Origin of the sequence: Paracoccus aminophilus JCM 7686 (assembly GCF_000444995.1) — a bacterium.
GTDB lineage: Bacteria > Pseudomonadota > Alphaproteobacteria > Rhodobacterales > Rhodobacteraceae > Paracoccus > Paracoccus aminophilus.
Genome location: NC_022041.1, coordinates 1,798,283 through 1,813,276 on the forward strand (window position 1 = coordinate 1,798,283; position 14,994 = coordinate 1,813,276).

Sequence of the window (14,994 nt, forward strand, 5' to 3'; positions counted from 1 at the left end):
AACCGGCACAAAGGCCCCGCTCTGCGGGGCCTTTTTCGTTGCGCTCAGCCTTGGCGCAGGAAGGGCGCGATTGCCTGGATCTGGGCGTCCTCGATGACGTAATCACCGACCGCCACGCCCGAAATCGCCGCCACCGCCGCCGCATCCTGGCTGATCCGCGCCTTGCTGGCCGCGCGCAAGAGCCGCGAAACAGCCGTGCTGCCACGCGCGCGGATCACCACCAAGGGCGCCGGGGTCTCGCCCTCGACATAGCGCAGGCCGATGGCGAGATCGGGCGCGGCATGGATGATCGCCGTGGCCTGGGCGAGCCCGGTCGGGCGTTCGACCAGCGCGCGCTGATTGGCGCGCATCTGGCCCTTGAGCTGGGGATCGCCGTCCTGATCCTTCATCTCGCGCTTGAATTCCGAAATTGACATGCGCTGCTCGCGCATGAATTCGCTGCGCTGGACCATGTAATCAAGCAGCGCCGCCAGAACCAGCATCGCGAGAATCGCCGTCACGATCGGCTGCAACAGCGCCAAAGCCGCCGCCCCGGTGCAGGAGATCCCGCAGGGCGGCGCGGCGATCAACCCGCCGAGGCTGCCCCATAGCAGCAGCGCCGGAGCGGTCAGCAGGACCGAAAGCCGGATGAGATGCATGAGAAAGCCCATAAGCGCGCGGCGCCCGAAGATCTTCTTGAAGCCGCTCGCCGGGCTCAGCTTGGTGAAGTCGGGGGCCAGCGCCTGGGTCGAGAACAGCGGCCCGCCCGAGACCACCATCCCCGCCAGCACCGAAACCGCAATCGCCGCGATCATCACCGGCAGGACCACCCCTGCCCCGAGCCTCAGGCTGATGCGCGCTTTCTCGGCCAAGGCCCCGGCGAAGTTCGCGGTCTCGGGCGCCTCGACGGTGAAAAGTGCGCGCAGATCGGCGGCAATCGCGGCATGGCGGGCGTAAAGATAGATCAGAATCACCGCCATGCTGATCGAGGCGACCGCCTCGCGCGAGGTCACGACCTGCCCCTTTTCGCGCGCCTTTTTCAGCTTGCGCCGACTTGGCGGCAGGTTCTTTTCCTCGGACGAGCCGCTCATTTGACCATGCCCTTCAGAAAGGGTGCCAAAGCCTCGGCGCCAAAGGGACCGCTGCCGGTCTGGGCCATGGCATAGCGGGCGAGAATCGCCGCATAGAGCACCAACATCAGCGCCGTGACCGCCTGTTTCACCGCCATGGCGAGAAACATCGCATTGATCTGCTGGGTGTATTTCGTGGCGATGGCAATGACGATCTCGATGAAGAGCAGCGGGAGCACCACCGGCAGCGCGAGCACCAGCCCGGCGCGCAGGATCTGGTCGAGCAGCTCGAGCGCCAGCCGCCCCTGAGCCGGATCAGGCAAGGGCAGGCCCGCCATGACCGGAAAGAGCGCATAGCTTTTCATCAAAGGCCCGAAGACCGTCGGGAAAAGCACGCCACCCGCTGCCAGCACGAGAAGGCAGATCAGGAAAAGCAGCGTGCCGGTGACGGTGCTTTCGGTCGAGCTTTGCGGGTCAAAGAGGCTCGCCATCGACGCGCCGCGCTGGCTGTCGATGAAATCCCCCGCCGCCAGCGCCGCCCAGAAGGGCACGCCGGTCAAAAGCCCCAGAACCGCGCCGATGAAGAGCTCGCTCAGGACCAGAAGCGGGATCGCTGTGGGTGCAATCAGCGCCTTGTCCGCCGCGATCATCGCCGCCGCCGCAGGTAGGACAGGGGCGGCCATGGCGACAACGACCGCGCCGCGCAGAAAGCCGGTGGCGACGCCGAAGCGCGCGAAAACCGGATGGAGCATGACAAAGCCCATCGGCCGCGCGCCGACCACCGCCAGCAGGACAAGAAGGCTCGCAAGGTCCGGGGGCAGACCCTCTGCGAGCGGGCTCATCCGGCGGCGATCCGCGAAAAGACCTCGGAGGCGAAGGCCACAAGCCGCATGGCAAGCCCGCCGCCCAGCAAGATGATGACGCCCGCGACCGCCAAAAGCTTGACCGCATGGGGCAAGGTCTGGTCCTGAATTTGCGTCAGCGTCTGGACCAGCCCCACGACCAGACCGACCGCGGTTGCGACAATGATCACCGGCAACGAGAGTTGCAGCACAAGGATCAGCGCATGGTTCAGCGTCTCGTAAAGCCGCATCGCTCAGACCCCCGGCACATAGGACATGACCAGTCCATGGGTCAGCCGCGCCCAGCCATCGACCGCCACGAACAAAAGCAGCTTGAAGGGCAGCGAGATCACCGTGGGCGAGACCATCATCATGCCCATCGCGGTCAGGATATTGGTAATGACCAGATCGACGACGATGAAGGGCAGATAGAGCATGACGCCGATTTCAAAGGCACGGGTCAGCTCGGCGGTGACAAAGGCCGGGGCGAGGATGAAGAGATCCTGCTCGCTTGGCACCACGCCCGAGGTCTTGTGCATCTCTTCAGCGGCCGAGAGAAAAAACGCGCGATCGACCGGCGTGGTGAAGCGCATCAGGAACTCGCGCACGGGGCCAAGCCCTCGCTGGATCAGTCCCGGCCATTCCGAGGGCGGCGGCAGGGCATCCATCTGGCCACCGTTGGTCATCTCGGCAAACGAGGCCGCGAGCACCGGCGACATGACATAGCCGGTCAGCACGATGGTAACGCCGTAAAGCACGAGGTTTGGCGGCGTCTGCTGCACGCCAAGCGCGCTGCGCACCAGAAAAAGCACGACCGCGATTTTCACGAAAGCCGTCAGGCTGACCACGATGAAGGGCACGACCATCAGGCCCGCCGCAGCGATCAGAAGCGGAAAAGGACTGTCCATTCGGCCTCAGCTTTCGCCAAAGAGGCTGCGGATCTCGACCGCGCGCTGACCGGCAACCGCGATGACCTCGCCGGTGCCGATCAGCTGACCATTGGCCAGGATCTCGACCAGAGCGCCATCGGGCCGGTCCAGCGTGACGATGGTGCCGGGACCGGCCCGGCGCAGCTCGGCCAGCGTCATCAGCGTCTCGCCCAGCCGGAACGACAGGCGCATCTCCAGCGCATCGAGGCTTTCGCTTTCGCTCACCGTCGCGGGTGCCTGGGGCTCGGGGCGCTGAGTGTTTTCGGGGGTGGCTGGCGTATCAGAGGGGTGATCGGTCACGGAATTATCCTGAAGATGGCGAGCGGTGGAGCCCATGGCAGGGGCGCGGTAAGCGGGCGCGTCGGGAGCAAGCCGCGCCGCGCGCGGTGTCAGCCCGGCGGTCAGCGCCCAGATCGGCGGAAACGGCCCCTCGCCCACGGGCTGGACCGGGGCGGTCTGCTGGTTTTCGACCACGAGCCGCGCCGCCAGCGGCAGATCGGGCAAAACCAGCGCATCGCCGGGCCGCAGGCCGCGCAATTCAGCGAGCGAAAGCCGCATGGTCTCGACCTCAACCGCAACGCGCAGCATCAGCCCCAGCGGTTGCGCGTGGGCGCGTTGCTGTGGGCGCAAGGCCTCGGCCAGCGCGCGCCCTGCCCCGGCTGAGAGCAGCAAGGGCAGGTTCAGGCGCAGGGGAGTCGCGGGCCCGCTGACCTCGGCGCGCAGCTGAAGCGCCAGCAACGGCTCGGCCTCAGGCGCTTGCGCCAAAGTGGTGAAACGCAGGGCAAGTCCGGTCTGGTGTTCGAGATCGTCGAGCACGCCGGTCAGCGCCTCCTCCATCAGCAGCGCCGCCTCAGCGGGATCGGCGCTTTCGAGCGGCAGGCCGGTCAGGCGGCGGATCTGGCCCCAGTTGAGCCCGATCCGGGCGGGATGGCCGTCAATCGTCAGCGCCAGCCAGACCCCGCCGCGGCCTTCGATCCCGGGCATTTCCGAGGGCGGCGACAGCGCGGCCTGAAGGGCAAAGCCGCCCGCGCGGAGCGCCACAGGCGCGCGACGGGGGCAAAGCTCGTTTTGGACAAAGGCCAGTTCCGCGCTCAAGGTGCGCCGCGCCACGGGCCCCCGGCGGGGGTCGTCGTCTCTGCCCGGCGGGGCGTCGCCCGTCATGAATTCGACCAGCGCCGCAAGCTCGATCCCGCTCATCCTGCTCTCCTTCCGACTGCGCCCGCCAATGGCAGGGGCAGCTCTGCGGCCTCGGCCTCGTCGCGCGCTTCGGCGGCTTTGGCCAAGGCCTCGCTCAAGGGCTCGATCATGCGGCGGCGCTTTTCGACCAGCCGTCCGGCCGCCGAGAGCTTTGCGCGCGCCTGCGCCAATGCGGCTTCCGCGCCCGTGACCAGCTGATCGGCGGTCGCGACACGGCTGGCCGCCTCGGCCTCGCGCATACGGTCGGCCTCGAATGTCGTCAGAACGGCGGCCAGCGCACCGCGGAGCTGGGTCGAGCCGATCAGCGGGCTTCGCAACGCCTCGCGCCGCGCGGCCTGCGCCTCGATCAGATCCTGCCGCGCGGCCTCGGCCCCGGCCCGAGCCTGTCGCGCCTCGGCCAGCGCATGGGCGCTTGCGGCAAGGCCCCGACGCGCGAGATCTTCGCGCAGCTCTGCCAGATGCTGCAAACGGCGCAATTGCGCGCGCATCCCCGCGATCCTGCTCATGCGCCCGGCCCCAAAGCGGCCAGCGCGGCGAGCGTCGCCGCCTGATTGCTGTGATCGCCGGTCGATTGCTGCAAGAAAGCATCGGTCTGGGCGCGCAGCCGCAGAGCCTCGTCAGCGAGCGGGTCCGAGCCCGCGCGATATTCGCCGACCTGCACCAGAATCTCGATCTCGTCGAGCTTGGCCAGCCGCGCGGCAATGCGCTGGCTTTGCGCGATCTGCGCGGGTGCGGCAACCGCCGTCATCACCCGGCTTTTGCTGCGCAAAACGTCAATCGCCGGATAATGGCCACGCGCGGCAAGATCGCGTGAAAGGATGATATGGCCATCAAGCAGGCTGCGGACTTCATCGGCGACGGGGTCGGCGGCGTCATCATCGCCCTCGACCAGCACGGTATAGATCGCGGTGATGACGCCCTCGCGCGTGCGCCCCGGTCGCTCGACGAGACGGGGCAGCGCCGCAAAGACGGAAGGCGGAAAGCCGCGCCGGACCGGAGGCTCGCCCGCCGCAAGCCCGATTTCGCGCAAGGCGCGCGCGACGCGGGTCATGCTGTCGATGAGCAGCAGCACGCGCTTGCCCTGCGCGCGCAGCGCCTCGGCGCAGGCGGTGGCGGCGAGCGTCGCGCGCAGCCGCTCGGCAGCGGGGCGGTCCGAGGTCGCGACAAAGACGGCGGCGCGTTTGCGCCCCTCGGGGCCGAGATCGCGTTCGAGAAATTCCGCGACCTCACGCCCGCGTTCGCCGATCAGGCCAAGCACGATGGCATCGGCATCGGCGCCGCGAATGATCTGCGACAGCAACGTTGATTTGCCGACGCCCGCTGCGCCGAAAATCCCCATGCGTTGGCCCTCGCCCATCGCCAGCATCCCATCGATGACGCGCAGGCCGGTGATGAAGGGGCGATCGATGACCGGACGATCGAGCGGCAAGGGCGGCTCGGCATGCAGCGTCACGCGACCGGGCACCGGCGCGCCGCCGTCAAGCGCGCGTCCGAAGCCGTCGACGACGCGGCCCAGAAGCTCGGGACCCGCCGGGCCAAGCGGCTCGGTCCGGGTCGGAATGACCTCGGTTCGCGACGAAAGCCCGCGCACATCGCCTGCGGGCGCGAGCACCGCCTCTTCTCCGTCGAAGCCGATGATCTCGGCGGTGATCTCGACCCGGCTGACCGGATCGCGCAAGAGGCACTCCTCGCCGATGCGGCCGTCGGGCAATTGGGCGTAAAGCACGCAGCCGAGGATGCGGGTCACGCGGCCGTTGAGCTCGACCGCCTCGATCCGCCCGGCGCGGGCGCGCAGCTGTTCGACCAGCCGGTCGGCGGCATCAAAGGTCACGGCTCGCCCTCATCTTCCCAAGGCGCAAGCGCGCGGGCAGTGAGCGCGCCAAGGCCGATTTCGGTGCTGCCCGAGAAGCTCGTGAGCACCGCGCGGCCCGGCTCGAACGCGGGATCGGCGGTGATCGAGAGGATTTCGGGGCCGCTCTCGCCAAGCGCCTCAACCGCGCGGCGCACCGGGGCGAGCGTGTCCGCCGCCGCAAAAATCCGCCCGCGCCGCTGGTCGCGCAGCTGCGAGAGCGCATTCAGCGCGGCGAGATAGCTGGCCTCTTCCGGCTCGAAACTGCCCAGAATGCTGCGCACGGTCTGGGCGACCAGCCGGGCGAGCTCGGGTTCGATATTTTGCAGACGCGCCTCGGCGGCGGCCTCGGCCTTGGCGATCAGCCGCGCGGCGGTGCGGGTCGATTCTTTCAGCGCCTTGAGCCGCGCCTCATCGAGCATATCCTGCCCGACCCGCGCCGCCTCGGCCACGCTTTCAAGACGGCTGCGTTCAGCCCCCAGAAGGATGCGGTCGGCGTCGCGAAGGCGCGAAACCTCGTCGCGGCTCAGGATGCGCGAGAGCGTCATGGTGCCGCGTCCTCTGCGGCTGCGGGAAAGGCGGCCAAAGCGGCGTCCAAGGCCAGCCGATGCGGCGCGCCGGATGCGCGCGGGGCCAAGGGCAGCAGGATGGCTTTGTTTTTCGGGCGTGAAACAACCGGCAGGGGCGCAGGGGCCGCGTCCGGGATCGGCGGCAAGCTCTGCGTGGGGCGATACTCACCGCAAAGCGGCGCGGGCAGCGCATCGGCCCAAAGCGCCCGGATTTCGCCAGTCAGCCGCGCGAAATCATCCGCGCGCGCCCCCGGCAGGGCAAGCGCGCGGTGGCGTAGGCCAAAGGCGCGGGCGAGCGCAGGCACGGGCAAGGCCGCCAGAACCTCGGGTGTGATCGCCCGCGCCAGATCGCCCGCGATCAGCGCCGCCGCCGCTGCCTCGAAAACCAGCTTCGCGCGGGCGGGATCGGCGATCAGCGCGGTCTCTGGCGCGGTCCCGTCCAGCCCCTCGGGCAAGGGCGCGAGCCCTGCCCCAAGCCGTCCGGCCAGACGCCCGCCCGCAGCAAGGCCGGGTCGCGCGCGCAAGGCCCGGGCCGCCACAACCCGCGCACGGGCGCGCGCTGCCGCCACGCGGTCGGGATCGACTCGGCTCATGGCATCGCCTCGTCACCGGCGTCGTCGAGAAGCGCCGGAGGCCCGATGCCGCGTTTGGGCTTGCGCCCACGCCACAGGACAAAGCCAAGCGCCGCAAGCGGGATCAGCACCGCGCCAAGAAGCGCCGCCAAGGTCAGCCAGAGCCGCTGCACCGAGCCCGGATGAACCCAGATCCCCAGCACATTCACGATCTCGACCGGGGCGGCTTTGGCAACTTCAGCGGCGGCGGGCACCATGACGACGGTGATATTGTCGTAAAGCAGCCCCTCGATCGAATTCGCGACCAAAAGCTTGATCTGGGGCGCGTAGCTTTCGACATCCGTGCCCGGCGCGTAGCGCACGAAAACCGAGGCCGAGGAGGGTTTGACATCGCGCCCGAGCAGATCGGATTCGGGCAAGACGACATGAATGCGTGCCGACAAAACCCCGTCGATCTCGGCAATCGTGCGCGAGAGCTCTTCGCTCAAGGCATAGATCAGCCGCGCGCGCTCTTCGGTCGGAGAGGAAACAAGCCCCTCTTTCTTGAAGACATCGCCCATGCTTTCATATTTGCGCGCAGGCAGGCCGCGCTGGTTCAAAAGCTCCATCGCTTCGGGAAAGCGCGCCTCATCAACGGCGACGGTGATGCCGCCGGTGCCACTGGCTTTGGTGGCCGGAATCCCCGCGCTCATCAGCGCCGCAACCATGTCATTGGCCTCGCGCTCGGTCAGGCCAGAGTAAAGTTCGGCCTTGCAGGCAGCGAGGGCAAGCAGCGCGCAAAGCGCCAGAGAGAGCTGGATTTTCGGCATGAGGGTGATCGGCCTGCGCGGCCTCAAGCCCCTTTCAGAAAGCTGTTGAGATTGTTGCCGAGGCTTTGCGAAATCGAGGTGGCCATCGAAAACTGCACGATCTGGCTTTGCACCAGAGCCGCGGTGCGAAAAGCCTCGGAGAAGGATTGCAACTGGGTCGCAAGATCCTCGCCCGGTTTCGGCACCTCGGCGGATTGGGCCTTCAGCGCGGCGCTGTTTTGGGCAAAATCGGCATGCATCTCTCCCAGCCGGTCCAGCGTGGCCTGCGCCATATCGCTGAGCGCGGGCATCTGCTCGGTCGGGGTGGTGGTGGTTGCGGCGGAATTCGCCACTGCGGTCACGGCGGTTACCATCAAAACCTCTCTTTCCGGGCAAGGCCCCGGATCTTTGGGAAGGGGCAGATCATGCGGGTTCCACGGCCTGCGCGGGATCTTGCAGCGCCTTGAGGCTCTGGCAGACGCCCAGGATCGCCTGCGCCTCGTTGCAGCCGTCGCGCCCGGATCCGAGAACGGCCAGAAGTCGGGCCTCGGCCGCGCCAAGATCGCCGCCGCGCAGCTCTTGCAGCGCAAGCCCGATCTCTCCGGCGGCATAATCGGGCATCCACAGGCTGACCGCCGCGAAGATCGGGGTCAGATCGGCATCAATGCCGCGCAAGACGCCCGAATAGCCCGCCTCGATCAGCAGTTTCATCTCTGTGCGGTCAATCAGCGCCGGCAAGGTCATCGCAAGACCTCAGCGCGCGAGATCGGGCAGGTCCTGCGCCAGCGAGGCGAGGACATCGCGCGCCTGCTCGGCCCGCGTCGCCGACGAGCGCGCGGCCTCGGCAATCATCTCATAGCCCGAAGTCGCATTGCCGGTGCCGATCATATGCAGGCCACGCCCGATATTGGCCAAGGCATCCTGCGGATAGATCTGGGCCCAGCTGTCGAAGATCGGCATGAGATCGGTCTCGACCCCGCGCTGGCCGCACAGGATCGCGGCGGCCATCATCAGATGGAGGTCATCGGTCTGATCGTCGCTGATCGGCGTGGTGTTCATCGTCTTGTCCTCGTTTCAGTCGGGGCGGTTTCGGTAGGGCGTTTCGGTCTGGATGCCGCCGGTCTTCGGGAGTTCAGTGCCAGCCCCGCCCGCGGATCACATTGGGCAGGCCGCGCGTCTTTTTCGGCTCGTCGGATTTGCGGGCGGCGGCCATATGGGCGGCGAGCTCGGCCACGGCTTCGGCATAGCCGCGCGGCGCGACCACGCGGACCATTTCGGCGTCGCTTTCGGCGCGCAAAGGATATTGCGCATTGGCAAGCCCCACCGCGTCGAGCTGACGGCGCAGTGCCTCGACGCCGAATCCGTCAAGCCCGATCAGGCGGCTGACCATATTCGCGGGCGGCTCGACATGAAGCGCGCTGCCGTCGAACCACCAAAGCGCCTTGCCCTGCCCGGTGAGCTCGGCCAGGGCGTCACGCAGACGCCCCTCGGGATTGTCCAGCGTCACGCTGCCCCCGATCTTGTCGGAGAGGATCACCGGAACGCCCGTTTTCGCCGTCACATCCTGCAACATCGCCTCAATCCCCACCTCTTTCGCCTGATAGGGAAAGGGGCGGTCCAGAATTTCCTCGGCCAAACCGGCCGGCTCTTGCGCCTGCGCGCCAGCCAGCGGGGCCGCCATCATCAGGCCAAGCAGGATCGACCGGAAAACCGGCGCGAGTTTTGGAATATATGCGCCGATCTGTCGTGCCATTCTCTTCACCTGCCCAGAGGTAAAGCGGGCTTTCACGACGGCTCCGTGACAGATCTGTCATTTTGTTCGTTTTACCCAAAGCGCCGGTGATCGGGGCGGGAATTCGCCGATTGCCCCCGGCCCGCCCGCATCTCAACGCGCCCGGTCACATGGATGTCACGCGCCGCTTGCACCCTATGCCCATGACCGCGCATCTCCCCCTCCCTGCCCGCTTGCCGAAAATCCTGATCCGGGCGGCGGTTCTTTTGTCGCTCGCCTTGCCGCTTCGTGCCGACCCCGCCGCGCCCGAGATCTGGGCACCGCGCATGGCCGAGGCTTATCTGGCGTTGATGGACGCGCCGCAGTCTGAGCGCGCCGCGGTCGAGGATGGGATGCGCCGCCTGATCGCCAGTTATGGCCCGGTGCCCGCGCTGGCCGAAAACGCCCCCGCCGCTTTCGTTCAGGCCGCGCGGCTGGCGCGTGAGGCAGAGACCCCGGCGACGCGCGGTGTGATGTATGATCTGGCGCGCGACATCTTATTGACCGGGCCAATGCTCTCGGGAGCGCCCGCGCCGGATGTCGCGCCGCTGGCCGATTGGGCGCGGCGCGATCCGGTCCGGGCCGAGCTGGTGCCGGGGCTCGTGCTGGCCGAAAGCGATGTCGCGGGGCTGGCGCGGCTGCAGCAGCTCGAGGCGCAGGCCGGGCTTGCGGTCCTGCCCAAACGCCCGGCCGCCGAGATCATGCGCGCGGCGTGGGAGGCGCAGGCCGATCAGCCGCTGAACCGGCTTCTGCCGACCCGGTTTCAGGCTTGGGCCGCAGGTGTCGAGGCCGCTTGGCCCCGCCTTGACCGCGACGAGCGCGAGGCGGCGCTGGCGATCCTTCTTCGCCCTGAGGTGCCGCCGCCCGCGCTTTTTCAAAAGGTGATCGGGACCGAGGATATCCTTCTGTGGCTCGGCGGGATCGATGTGCCCCTGAGCGACGCCGAGCGCGCGGCCAGCCCTGAACTCATCAGTTTCATGGAAGACGGCGCCTTCGCCAATGCGCTCCGCCGCCCGCTGATCGCGCTGCGGCTGGCGCAGGCCGAGGCCGAAGGCGGGCCGGGCCTGACACCCGCGACCGAGGCGCTGATGCGGCTCAACGCATGGAGCGCGGCCAGCGGCGAGATGCATAGCTGGGACGCCCACCGCGCCCTGACTCAGGGGCGCTGACTCAGGGCCGCTGACTGAGGGGCGTTGGCCTGCAGCGCTGAGCGGCGGGCTCGCCCCTCCCCCCAAAACGCGATGACGCGCGACCCAAGCCTCGCTTCGGTCGCGCGTTCCCTGTCTCTCGGGCCCTGTCTCTCGGGCCCTGTCCCTCGGGCAGGGTTTCCCTCACTCGGCCCTCATTCGAGCTTCAGATGGGCATAAGGGCCGGGATCGGGCGTGGTCACGACCAGCGCCGCCTCGCGTCCGCGCACCACCGGCTCGACCCCGATCAGCCAGATCGGCGGCGAGATCACCGGCGCGGCCACCACCTGTCCATGATCGAGAAAGACCAGCATCACCGATTCGTCAGTCATCGCCTGCGCGCGCTCGGGCGTGAGCCAGTCGGTGCTGCCGAGAATGCGCTGATAGATCTCGCGCGGATAGGGTCCGTGAAAACCCACGACCTTGTCCCAGTCGAAATCGGTGAGCTTGGCCAGCTCCAGCCGTGCGCCTTTCGGCCCGGTGGCGGTGAAATCGGCGATCTTTGCCGCCAAGGGCGTATCGCGCTCGATGCCATAGCTCTCGCTCATCGTCGGCTCCTTTCCTGCTGTCTTGTCCTGCGCCAGTGCCGGGCCGCCGCAAAGTGCGGCGACCAGCAGGGTGGCGGTTGTCAGTGCTTTCATCGCGCGGTGCCTTCGTCAGTTCGAGCTATAATCGGGCGGGGTCAGCTCGCCCGGCAAGATCTCGGGGTTGGCGTCTCCGGTCTGGCCGACCTCGACCTGATCGGACCAGGCGAGATTGCCATTCGCGTCAATCACCACCATCTCGCCGTTGCGCACCGCCTCTTCGACCTTGTTGGCAAGCTCCTCGTCGCTTGCGCCCGGGTTTTCGCGGGCAATACGGCGGCCGACCTCGTTGTTGTAAAGGTCCATTGCCTCTTTCGCGGCCGGGTTCTCGGGCACGCCTTCATGGGCGGTGGACATGGCGGCGGCAAAATCCTCGCCGAAGCGATCGCTCATCAGCGCATTCCAATAGGCGTGGCGGAAGGCGTCATTATGACCGTCCTCAGCGCCCTTGATCGGCGCGCCATTGGCGTCGAAGCGCGGGAATTTCTCATCCGCCGTGCGATAGGCCAGCCCCGGATCACCCGAGTCGTTCGAGCTGATGCTCTTGAACTCGTCGAGCCCGGCGAGCCCATGCCTGCTGCCCAGCTTGTCGAGCAGATCGGCCTCGGTCTGGGTCATCTTCTTGCCGCCGACAAAGGGGATCCGGATCGGGAACGGACCGAATTGGGGGTGATATTCAGTCATCGTATCCTCCTTGACCTGATAGGTCTGAAGGATCTCGTTCAGATCGCGGCGCTCTGGCGCGGGGTTTTGCGGGACTTGGTCCTGCGGGCCGGGGATCGGCGGTCCAAGCACCGGGCCGGGCTGCACGGGCGTGCTTGAGCTCGGATCCGCGTCGGTTTTCGGGCCGTGTTCATTCGAGGCCTCGCGCCGGTCCTCCGGTGCAGCGGGTGTCGAGGAGGTTCCCGGTGCGCCGCCTGCGGGGGGCAGGCTCGGGGCGGGTTCCTGCTCGGCGCGCTTGCCTTCCGACCCCTTCTGATCGGGGTCTTTCTGATCTGGACCCGACTCCGTCCCGTCTCGTTCGCCCGAGGCCTCATCACCCGGCGGGCTGCGCGGGGCCTCGGGCTCTGCCGAGCTGCCGCCGCGTTCGGGCGTCGAGCCCGTGCCGCCACTGCCGGTCTCTGCGGGCGGGGCTTCGGGGGTCGGCGTTTCGGGCGCGGGCGTTTCGGGCGGCGCAGCCGGAGCAACCGCCTCTGGCTCGGGACCGCGCGCGGTGCCGGGCAGATAGACCGTATCGCCCTTGAAGATCAGCGAGGGGTTGAGCAGATGGTCGCGATTGAGCGCAATCAGTTCCTGCGGATCGATCCCGTGCTCGGTCGCGATATTCCACAGATTGTCGTCATCCTGCACCGTCACCGCATCATAGCGCTGATGCTCCAGCGTCGGATTGATCCGGCCCGAGCCGTCCATGGCCCCGGTCGCGCTGCTATGCGCGCCGGTCAGATCAGCCCGGACCCAGCCCTCGACCGGCTTATCGTCCAGATCGGTGGCGCTGACCTTGATCCAGTCCTGCCCCGAGGCATCGGTCTGGCGCTCGCCCTGATCGCGCAGGAACGTGCCGTTTTGCAAGATCGCGCGACTTTCACCCTCGGGCGCATCGCGCAACCGCACGCCTTCGGTCGGCAGAACCACCCGGGTCTTGCCGTCATCTTCGGGGTCCGGGGGCAGACGGGTCTGAGGCTCGTCCTGAGGCTCGCGCTCGGTCCGGGGCTCGCCCTCAAGGGGCGGCGGCGCAGGCTGATCGTCCGCGCCGAGATGAAGGCTTGCGGTGGTCGTGACATCATCGGTCCCCGCCTCATAGATCAGCGAGACCTCGGCTTCCGCCACCCCTCCCTTGACCTTGACGCCGGTCTGGGTGTTGACGCCGGTCCGGTCGATATCCTGCGCGGTGAGGTCGATCGTCACCCCTGCCGTGCGCGCCGCGCCGCGAAAATCGCCGTCGAGGAACTGCTCGGCCGCCGTTCCGATCCGATCGGGATGGGTGAAGGTCACCGTCGCGGTCTGGCGCTGCATATCGGCGCGCGAGGGATCGGCAAGGCTTTGATCGCGCCAGTCGAGCTGGCTTTTGAGCGAGATCGATTCCAGCTCCATTCCGCCCGTGCCTGAAAGCGCATCGAGCTCGGGAACCGGACGCCCGCCGCCCGAGGTGGTGACATCCTCACCCTTGGGCAAACGATAATGCAGGCTGATTTCGGCGGTGGTGCTGCCAAGATCGAGCCGGTTCTCGAATTTCGGCTCGATCGGCAGGCCGTTGATGTTGAAGCCCTTTTGCGCCTTTTCCTTGCCGCTCGCGCGCAGACCGCCTTGCAGCGTATAGGTCACGCTGCCGTCTTTCTCGGCCGTCGGCAGTTCGACCCGGCGGGTGATCCGTTGGGTCTCGTCCAACCGGCCCTCGCCCGCGATCTTCAGGAAGGACATATCGCCCTTGAGCTCGGCCGCAAGCCGCCCGCGCGTGCCGATCGTCGTCTCATAGGCGCTGACGTGATCGCGCAGAAACCCCATATCCTCGTCGCTGACGCCTGCCAGATCGCGCGAAAACTTGCCCGGCATCCCATCGGCATTGAGCGGATTGCCCAGAGGATTGGTGCCGCCGCCCGAGACCGCATCCTTGGCGATCTTCAGCGGCGCGCCGCCCGGTCCAAGCGCGGACAGCGCCAGATCGGTGCCGTCGCTCAGCGCATCGGCCAGATGCAGGCGCTGCAGGGCCTCGGCGGCGCGGGTGGCCTCGTCCTTGGTCGCGAAGGTCATCTCGACCGCGTCGAAGGTCTGGACGCCCGCCTCGGCCTTCAACCGCGCGTCGGGACCACCGCCCGCACCGGCACCAGCCTTGCCAGCCCCGCCCTTCCCAAGCGTATCGGTCCCCGCCTCGGCGGTGAGCGCGCCCAGAGCCTGCTTGTCATAGCGCACCGTATAGGTCGCGTCGGGGCCCTCGCCGTTCTGGGTGACGCGCAGGTCAGCCCCGAGTTGGGCCTTGCCGCCGACCATCAGCCCGCGCCAATTGCCCTGCGCCTTCAACTCGGGCGTGATGCGCAGATAGGTCGAATCGCCATCGCCATTCAGCCCGGCAATGCCGTCGCGCAGAAGCGTGCCGTTCTTCAGCCCAAGTGCGGCATCGCCAAGGCCCGAATTGACGCCGCCACCCTGATCGGGCGTGCTCCTCGCCGGACCCGCAGCGGAGCCCGAGCCGGAACTCGACCCCGGATTGGGCGCCGGCGGGTTGGGTTGAGGCGGAATGGCATGGCGGTTCTGATGCGTGCGGGGTCCGTCAAGAAGCATGAGGTCCTCTTCTGTCTTGGCGCGGCCGGATGGCGGCAGATCTCGATGAAAACGGCAAGATCGCGGGGCACCCGCAAACGGGGCGCATCCGGCGATCAGTCCAGACCAATCAAGCTTTTCATTGCGACAGTTTCTTGTCAGTCGGCGCGCAGCGCGGCATTCATCGGCCCTTCGCAGGCCAGTGCCGCGATCTCGGCGGATTGTCGCGAAAATCGAAGACATAACGGGCAAATTATCGCCGAACCGGTCGGTTTGGCGCAGATTTCACAAAACCGTCAAACCCACGAAACCTTCGCCCGCTAACAGGGGCTCAGCCGATCCCAAGCGGGCCGGATCTCCTTGCGAGCCCCTGCGCCCGCAAGGTGCAGTTTCGTGTCTGCT

The 14,994-nt window shown here is 67.5% G+C and carries 18 protein-coding genes; 2 read left to right on the forward strand and 16 right to left on the reverse strand.

The window, feature by feature from the left end; translation table 11 throughout:
• Positions 1–44: 44 nt before the first annotated feature.
• From JCM7686_RS08815 to JCM7686_RS08880, 14 genes are all read right to left on the reverse strand, one after another.
• On the reverse strand, positions 45–1,070 hold the full coding sequence (locus tag JCM7686_RS08815; protein WP_020950511.1) for an EscU/YscU/HrcU family type III secretion system export apparatus switch protein: 1,026 nt from the start codon (positions 1,068–1,070) through the stop codon (positions 45–47).
• Positions 1,067–1,891: an EscT/YscT/HrcT family type III secretion system export apparatus protein gene (locus JCM7686_RS08820; RefSeq protein ID WP_020950512.1), complete on the reverse strand. Its 825-nt coding sequence runs from the start codon at positions 1,889–1,891 to the stop codon at positions 1,067–1,069. The genes JCM7686_RS08815 and JCM7686_RS08820 overlap by 4 nt, the downstream gene beginning before the upstream one ends.
• Positions 1,888–2,142 (reverse strand): type III secretion system export apparatus subunit SctS, encoded by a 255-nt coding sequence (sctS, locus tag JCM7686_RS08825; protein WP_020950513.1) that lies wholly within the window; start codon positions 2,140–2,142, stop codon positions 1,888–1,890. Before sctS ends, JCM7686_RS08820 begins: the two co-directional genes overlap by 4 nt.
• 3 nt (positions 2,143–2,145) lie before the next feature.
• Positions 2,146–2,799: a type III secretion system export apparatus subunit SctR gene (gene sctR / locus JCM7686_RS08830; protein WP_020950514.1), complete on the reverse strand. Its 654-nt coding sequence runs from the start codon at positions 2,797–2,799 to the stop codon at positions 2,146–2,148.
• A 6-nt stretch (positions 2,800–2,805) separates the two neighbouring features.
• A complete protein-coding gene (locus tag JCM7686_RS08835; protein WP_020950515.1) occupies positions 2,806–4,017 on the reverse strand; it encodes a FliM/FliN family flagellar motor switch protein in 1,212 nt (403 codons plus the stop codon).
• Complete coding sequence (gene sctO, locus JCM7686_RS08840; protein WP_020950516.1) at positions 4,014–4,523, reverse strand: type III secretion system stalk subunit SctO; 510 nt, start codon at positions 4,521–4,523, stop codon at positions 4,014–4,016. Before sctO ends, JCM7686_RS08835 begins: the two co-directional genes overlap by 4 nt.
• Positions 4,520–5,848, reverse strand: a complete 1,329-nt coding sequence (locus tag JCM7686_RS08845; protein ID WP_020950517.1) for a FliI/YscN family ATPase — start codon at positions 5,846–5,848, stop codon at positions 4,520–4,522. Before JCM7686_RS08845 ends, sctO begins: the two co-directional genes overlap by 4 nt.
• Positions 5,845–6,414 (reverse strand): type III secretion system protein, encoded by a 570-nt coding sequence (locus JCM7686_RS08850; RefSeq protein ID WP_020950518.1) that lies wholly within the window; start codon positions 6,412–6,414, stop codon positions 5,845–5,847. The genes JCM7686_RS08845 and JCM7686_RS08850 overlap by 4 nt, the downstream gene beginning before the upstream one ends.
• Entirely contained in the window at positions 6,411–7,028 is a 618-nt protein-coding gene (locus JCM7686_RS08855) for a hypothetical protein (protein WP_020950519.1), read from the reverse strand. Before JCM7686_RS08855 ends, JCM7686_RS08850 begins: the two co-directional genes overlap by 4 nt.
• Positions 7,025–7,816: a type III secretion system inner membrane ring lipoprotein SctJ gene (sctJ, locus tag JCM7686_RS08860; protein ID WP_020950520.1), complete on the reverse strand. Its 792-nt coding sequence runs from the start codon at positions 7,814–7,816 to the stop codon at positions 7,025–7,027. Before sctJ ends, JCM7686_RS08855 begins: the two co-directional genes overlap by 4 nt.
• 23 nt (positions 7,817–7,839) lie before the next feature.
• Positions 7,840–8,169: a BAR domain-containing protein gene (locus JCM7686_RS08865; RefSeq protein ID WP_020950521.1), complete on the reverse strand. Its 330-nt coding sequence runs from the start codon at positions 8,167–8,169 to the stop codon at positions 7,840–7,842.
• A 49-nt stretch (positions 8,170–8,218) separates the two neighbouring features.
• Positions 8,219–8,539: a hypothetical protein gene (locus JCM7686_RS08870; RefSeq protein WP_020950522.1), complete on the reverse strand. Its 321-nt coding sequence runs from the start codon at positions 8,537–8,539 to the stop codon at positions 8,219–8,221.
• Positions 8,540–8,548: 9 nt separating this feature from the next.
• Positions 8,549–8,854, reverse strand: coding sequence for a hypothetical protein (locus JCM7686_RS08875; RefSeq protein ID WP_020950523.1), 306 nt, complete (start codon positions 8,852–8,854; stop codon positions 8,549–8,551).
• A 73-nt stretch (positions 8,855–8,927) separates the two neighbouring features.
• Positions 8,928–9,548 carry a hypothetical protein gene (locus tag JCM7686_RS08880; RefSeq protein ID WP_020950524.1) on the reverse strand — a complete coding sequence of 207 codons (621 nt, stop codon included), beginning with the start codon at positions 9,546–9,548 and terminating at the stop codon, positions 8,928–8,930.
• Between the two features lie 182 nt (positions 9,549–9,730).
• On the opposite strand from JCM7686_RS08880, the gene JCM7686_RS08885 reads away from it, so the two are divergent.
• The gene (locus JCM7686_RS08885) at positions 9,731–10,735 is read left to right on the forward strand and encodes a hypothetical protein (protein WP_148292597.1); all 1,005 of its coding nucleotides are present in this window, start codon (positions 9,731–9,733) and stop codon (positions 10,733–10,735) included.
• Positions 10,736–10,908: 173 nt separating this feature from the next.
• On the opposite strand, the gene JCM7686_RS08890 is transcribed toward JCM7686_RS08885, so the two are convergent.
• Both JCM7686_RS08890 and JCM7686_RS23405 read right to left on the reverse strand, forming a co-directional pair.
• Positions 10,909–11,394: a hypothetical protein gene (locus tag JCM7686_RS08890; protein ID WP_020950526.1), complete on the reverse strand. Its 486-nt coding sequence runs from the start codon at positions 11,392–11,394 to the stop codon at positions 10,909–10,911.
• 15 nt (positions 11,395–11,409) lie between these two features.
• Positions 11,410–14,613: a LysM peptidoglycan-binding domain-containing protein gene (locus JCM7686_RS23405; RefSeq protein WP_020950527.1), complete on the reverse strand. Its 3,204-nt coding sequence runs from the start codon at positions 14,611–14,613 to the stop codon at positions 11,410–11,412.
• On the opposite strand from JCM7686_RS23405, the gene JCM7686_RS24680 reads away from it, so the two are divergent.
• Positions 14,575–14,916 (forward strand): hypothetical protein, encoded by a 342-nt coding sequence (locus JCM7686_RS24680; RefSeq protein WP_158442349.1) that lies wholly within the window; start codon positions 14,575–14,577, stop codon positions 14,914–14,916. The genes JCM7686_RS23405 and JCM7686_RS24680 overlap by 39 nt on opposite strands.
• Positions 14,917–14,994: the final 78 nt, after the last annotated feature.

Coding starts and splice junctions, on each gene's coding strand:
- JCM7686_RS08815 (WP_020950511.1), bottom strand. CDS start 1,070: ATGAGCGGCTCGTCCGAGGAAAAGAACCTGCCGCCAAGTCGGCGCAAG.
- JCM7686_RS08820 (WP_020950512.1), bottom strand. CDS start 1,891: ATGAGCCCGCTCGCAGAGGGTCTGCCCCCGGACCTTGCGAGCCTTCTT.
- sctS (WP_020950513.1), bottom strand. CDS start 2,142: ATGCGGCTTTACGAGACGCTGAACCATGCGCTGATCCTTGTGCTGCAA.
- sctR (WP_020950514.1), bottom strand. CDS start 2,799: ATGGACAGTCCTTTTCCGCTTCTGATCGCTGCGGCGGGCCTGATGGTC.
- JCM7686_RS08835 (WP_020950515.1), bottom strand. CDS start 4,017: ATGAGCGGGATCGAGCTTGCGGCGCTGGTCGAATTCATGACGGGCGAC.
- sctO (WP_020950516.1), bottom strand. CDS start 4,523: ATGAGCAGGATCGCGGGGATGCGCGCGCAATTGCGCCGTTTGCAGCAT.
- JCM7686_RS08850 (WP_020950518.1), bottom strand. CDS start 6,414: ATGACGCTCTCGCGCATCCTGAGCCGCGACGAGGTTTCGCGCCTTCGC.
- JCM7686_RS08855 (WP_020950519.1), bottom strand. CDS start 7,028: ATGAGCCGAGTCGATCCCGACCGCGTGGCGGCAGCGCGCGCCCGTGCG.
- sctJ (WP_020950520.1), bottom strand. CDS start 7,816: ATGCCGAAAATCCAGCTCTCTCTGGCGCTTTGCGCGCTGCTTGCCCTC.
- JCM7686_RS08865 (WP_020950521.1), bottom strand. CDS start 8,169: ATGGTAACCGCCGTGACCGCAGTGGCGAATTCCGCCGCAACCACCACC.
- JCM7686_RS08870 (WP_020950522.1), bottom strand. CDS start 8,539: ATGACCTTGCCGGCGCTGATTGACCGCACAGAGATGAAACTGCTGATC.
- JCM7686_RS08875 (WP_020950523.1), bottom strand. CDS start 8,854: ATGAACACCACGCCGATCAGCGACGATCAGACCGATGACCTCCATCTG.
- JCM7686_RS08880 (WP_020950524.1), bottom strand. CDS start 9,548: ATGGCACGACAGATCGGCGCATATATTCCAAAACTCGCGCCGGTTTTC.
- JCM7686_RS08885 (WP_148292597.1), top strand. CDS start 9,731: ATGACCGCGCATCTCCCCCTCCCTGCCCGCTTGCCGAAAATCCTGATC.
- JCM7686_RS08890 (WP_020950526.1), bottom strand. CDS start 11,394: ATGAAAGCACTGACAACCGCCACCCTGCTGGTCGCCGCACTTTGCGGC.
- JCM7686_RS24680 (WP_158442349.1), top strand. CDS start 14,575: ATGGCGGTTCTGATGCGTGCGGGGTCCGTCAAGAAGCATGAGGTCCTC.
- JCM7686_RS23405 (WP_020950527.1), bottom strand. CDS start 14,613: ATGCTTCTTGACGGACCCCGCACGCATCAGAACCGCCATGCCATTCCG.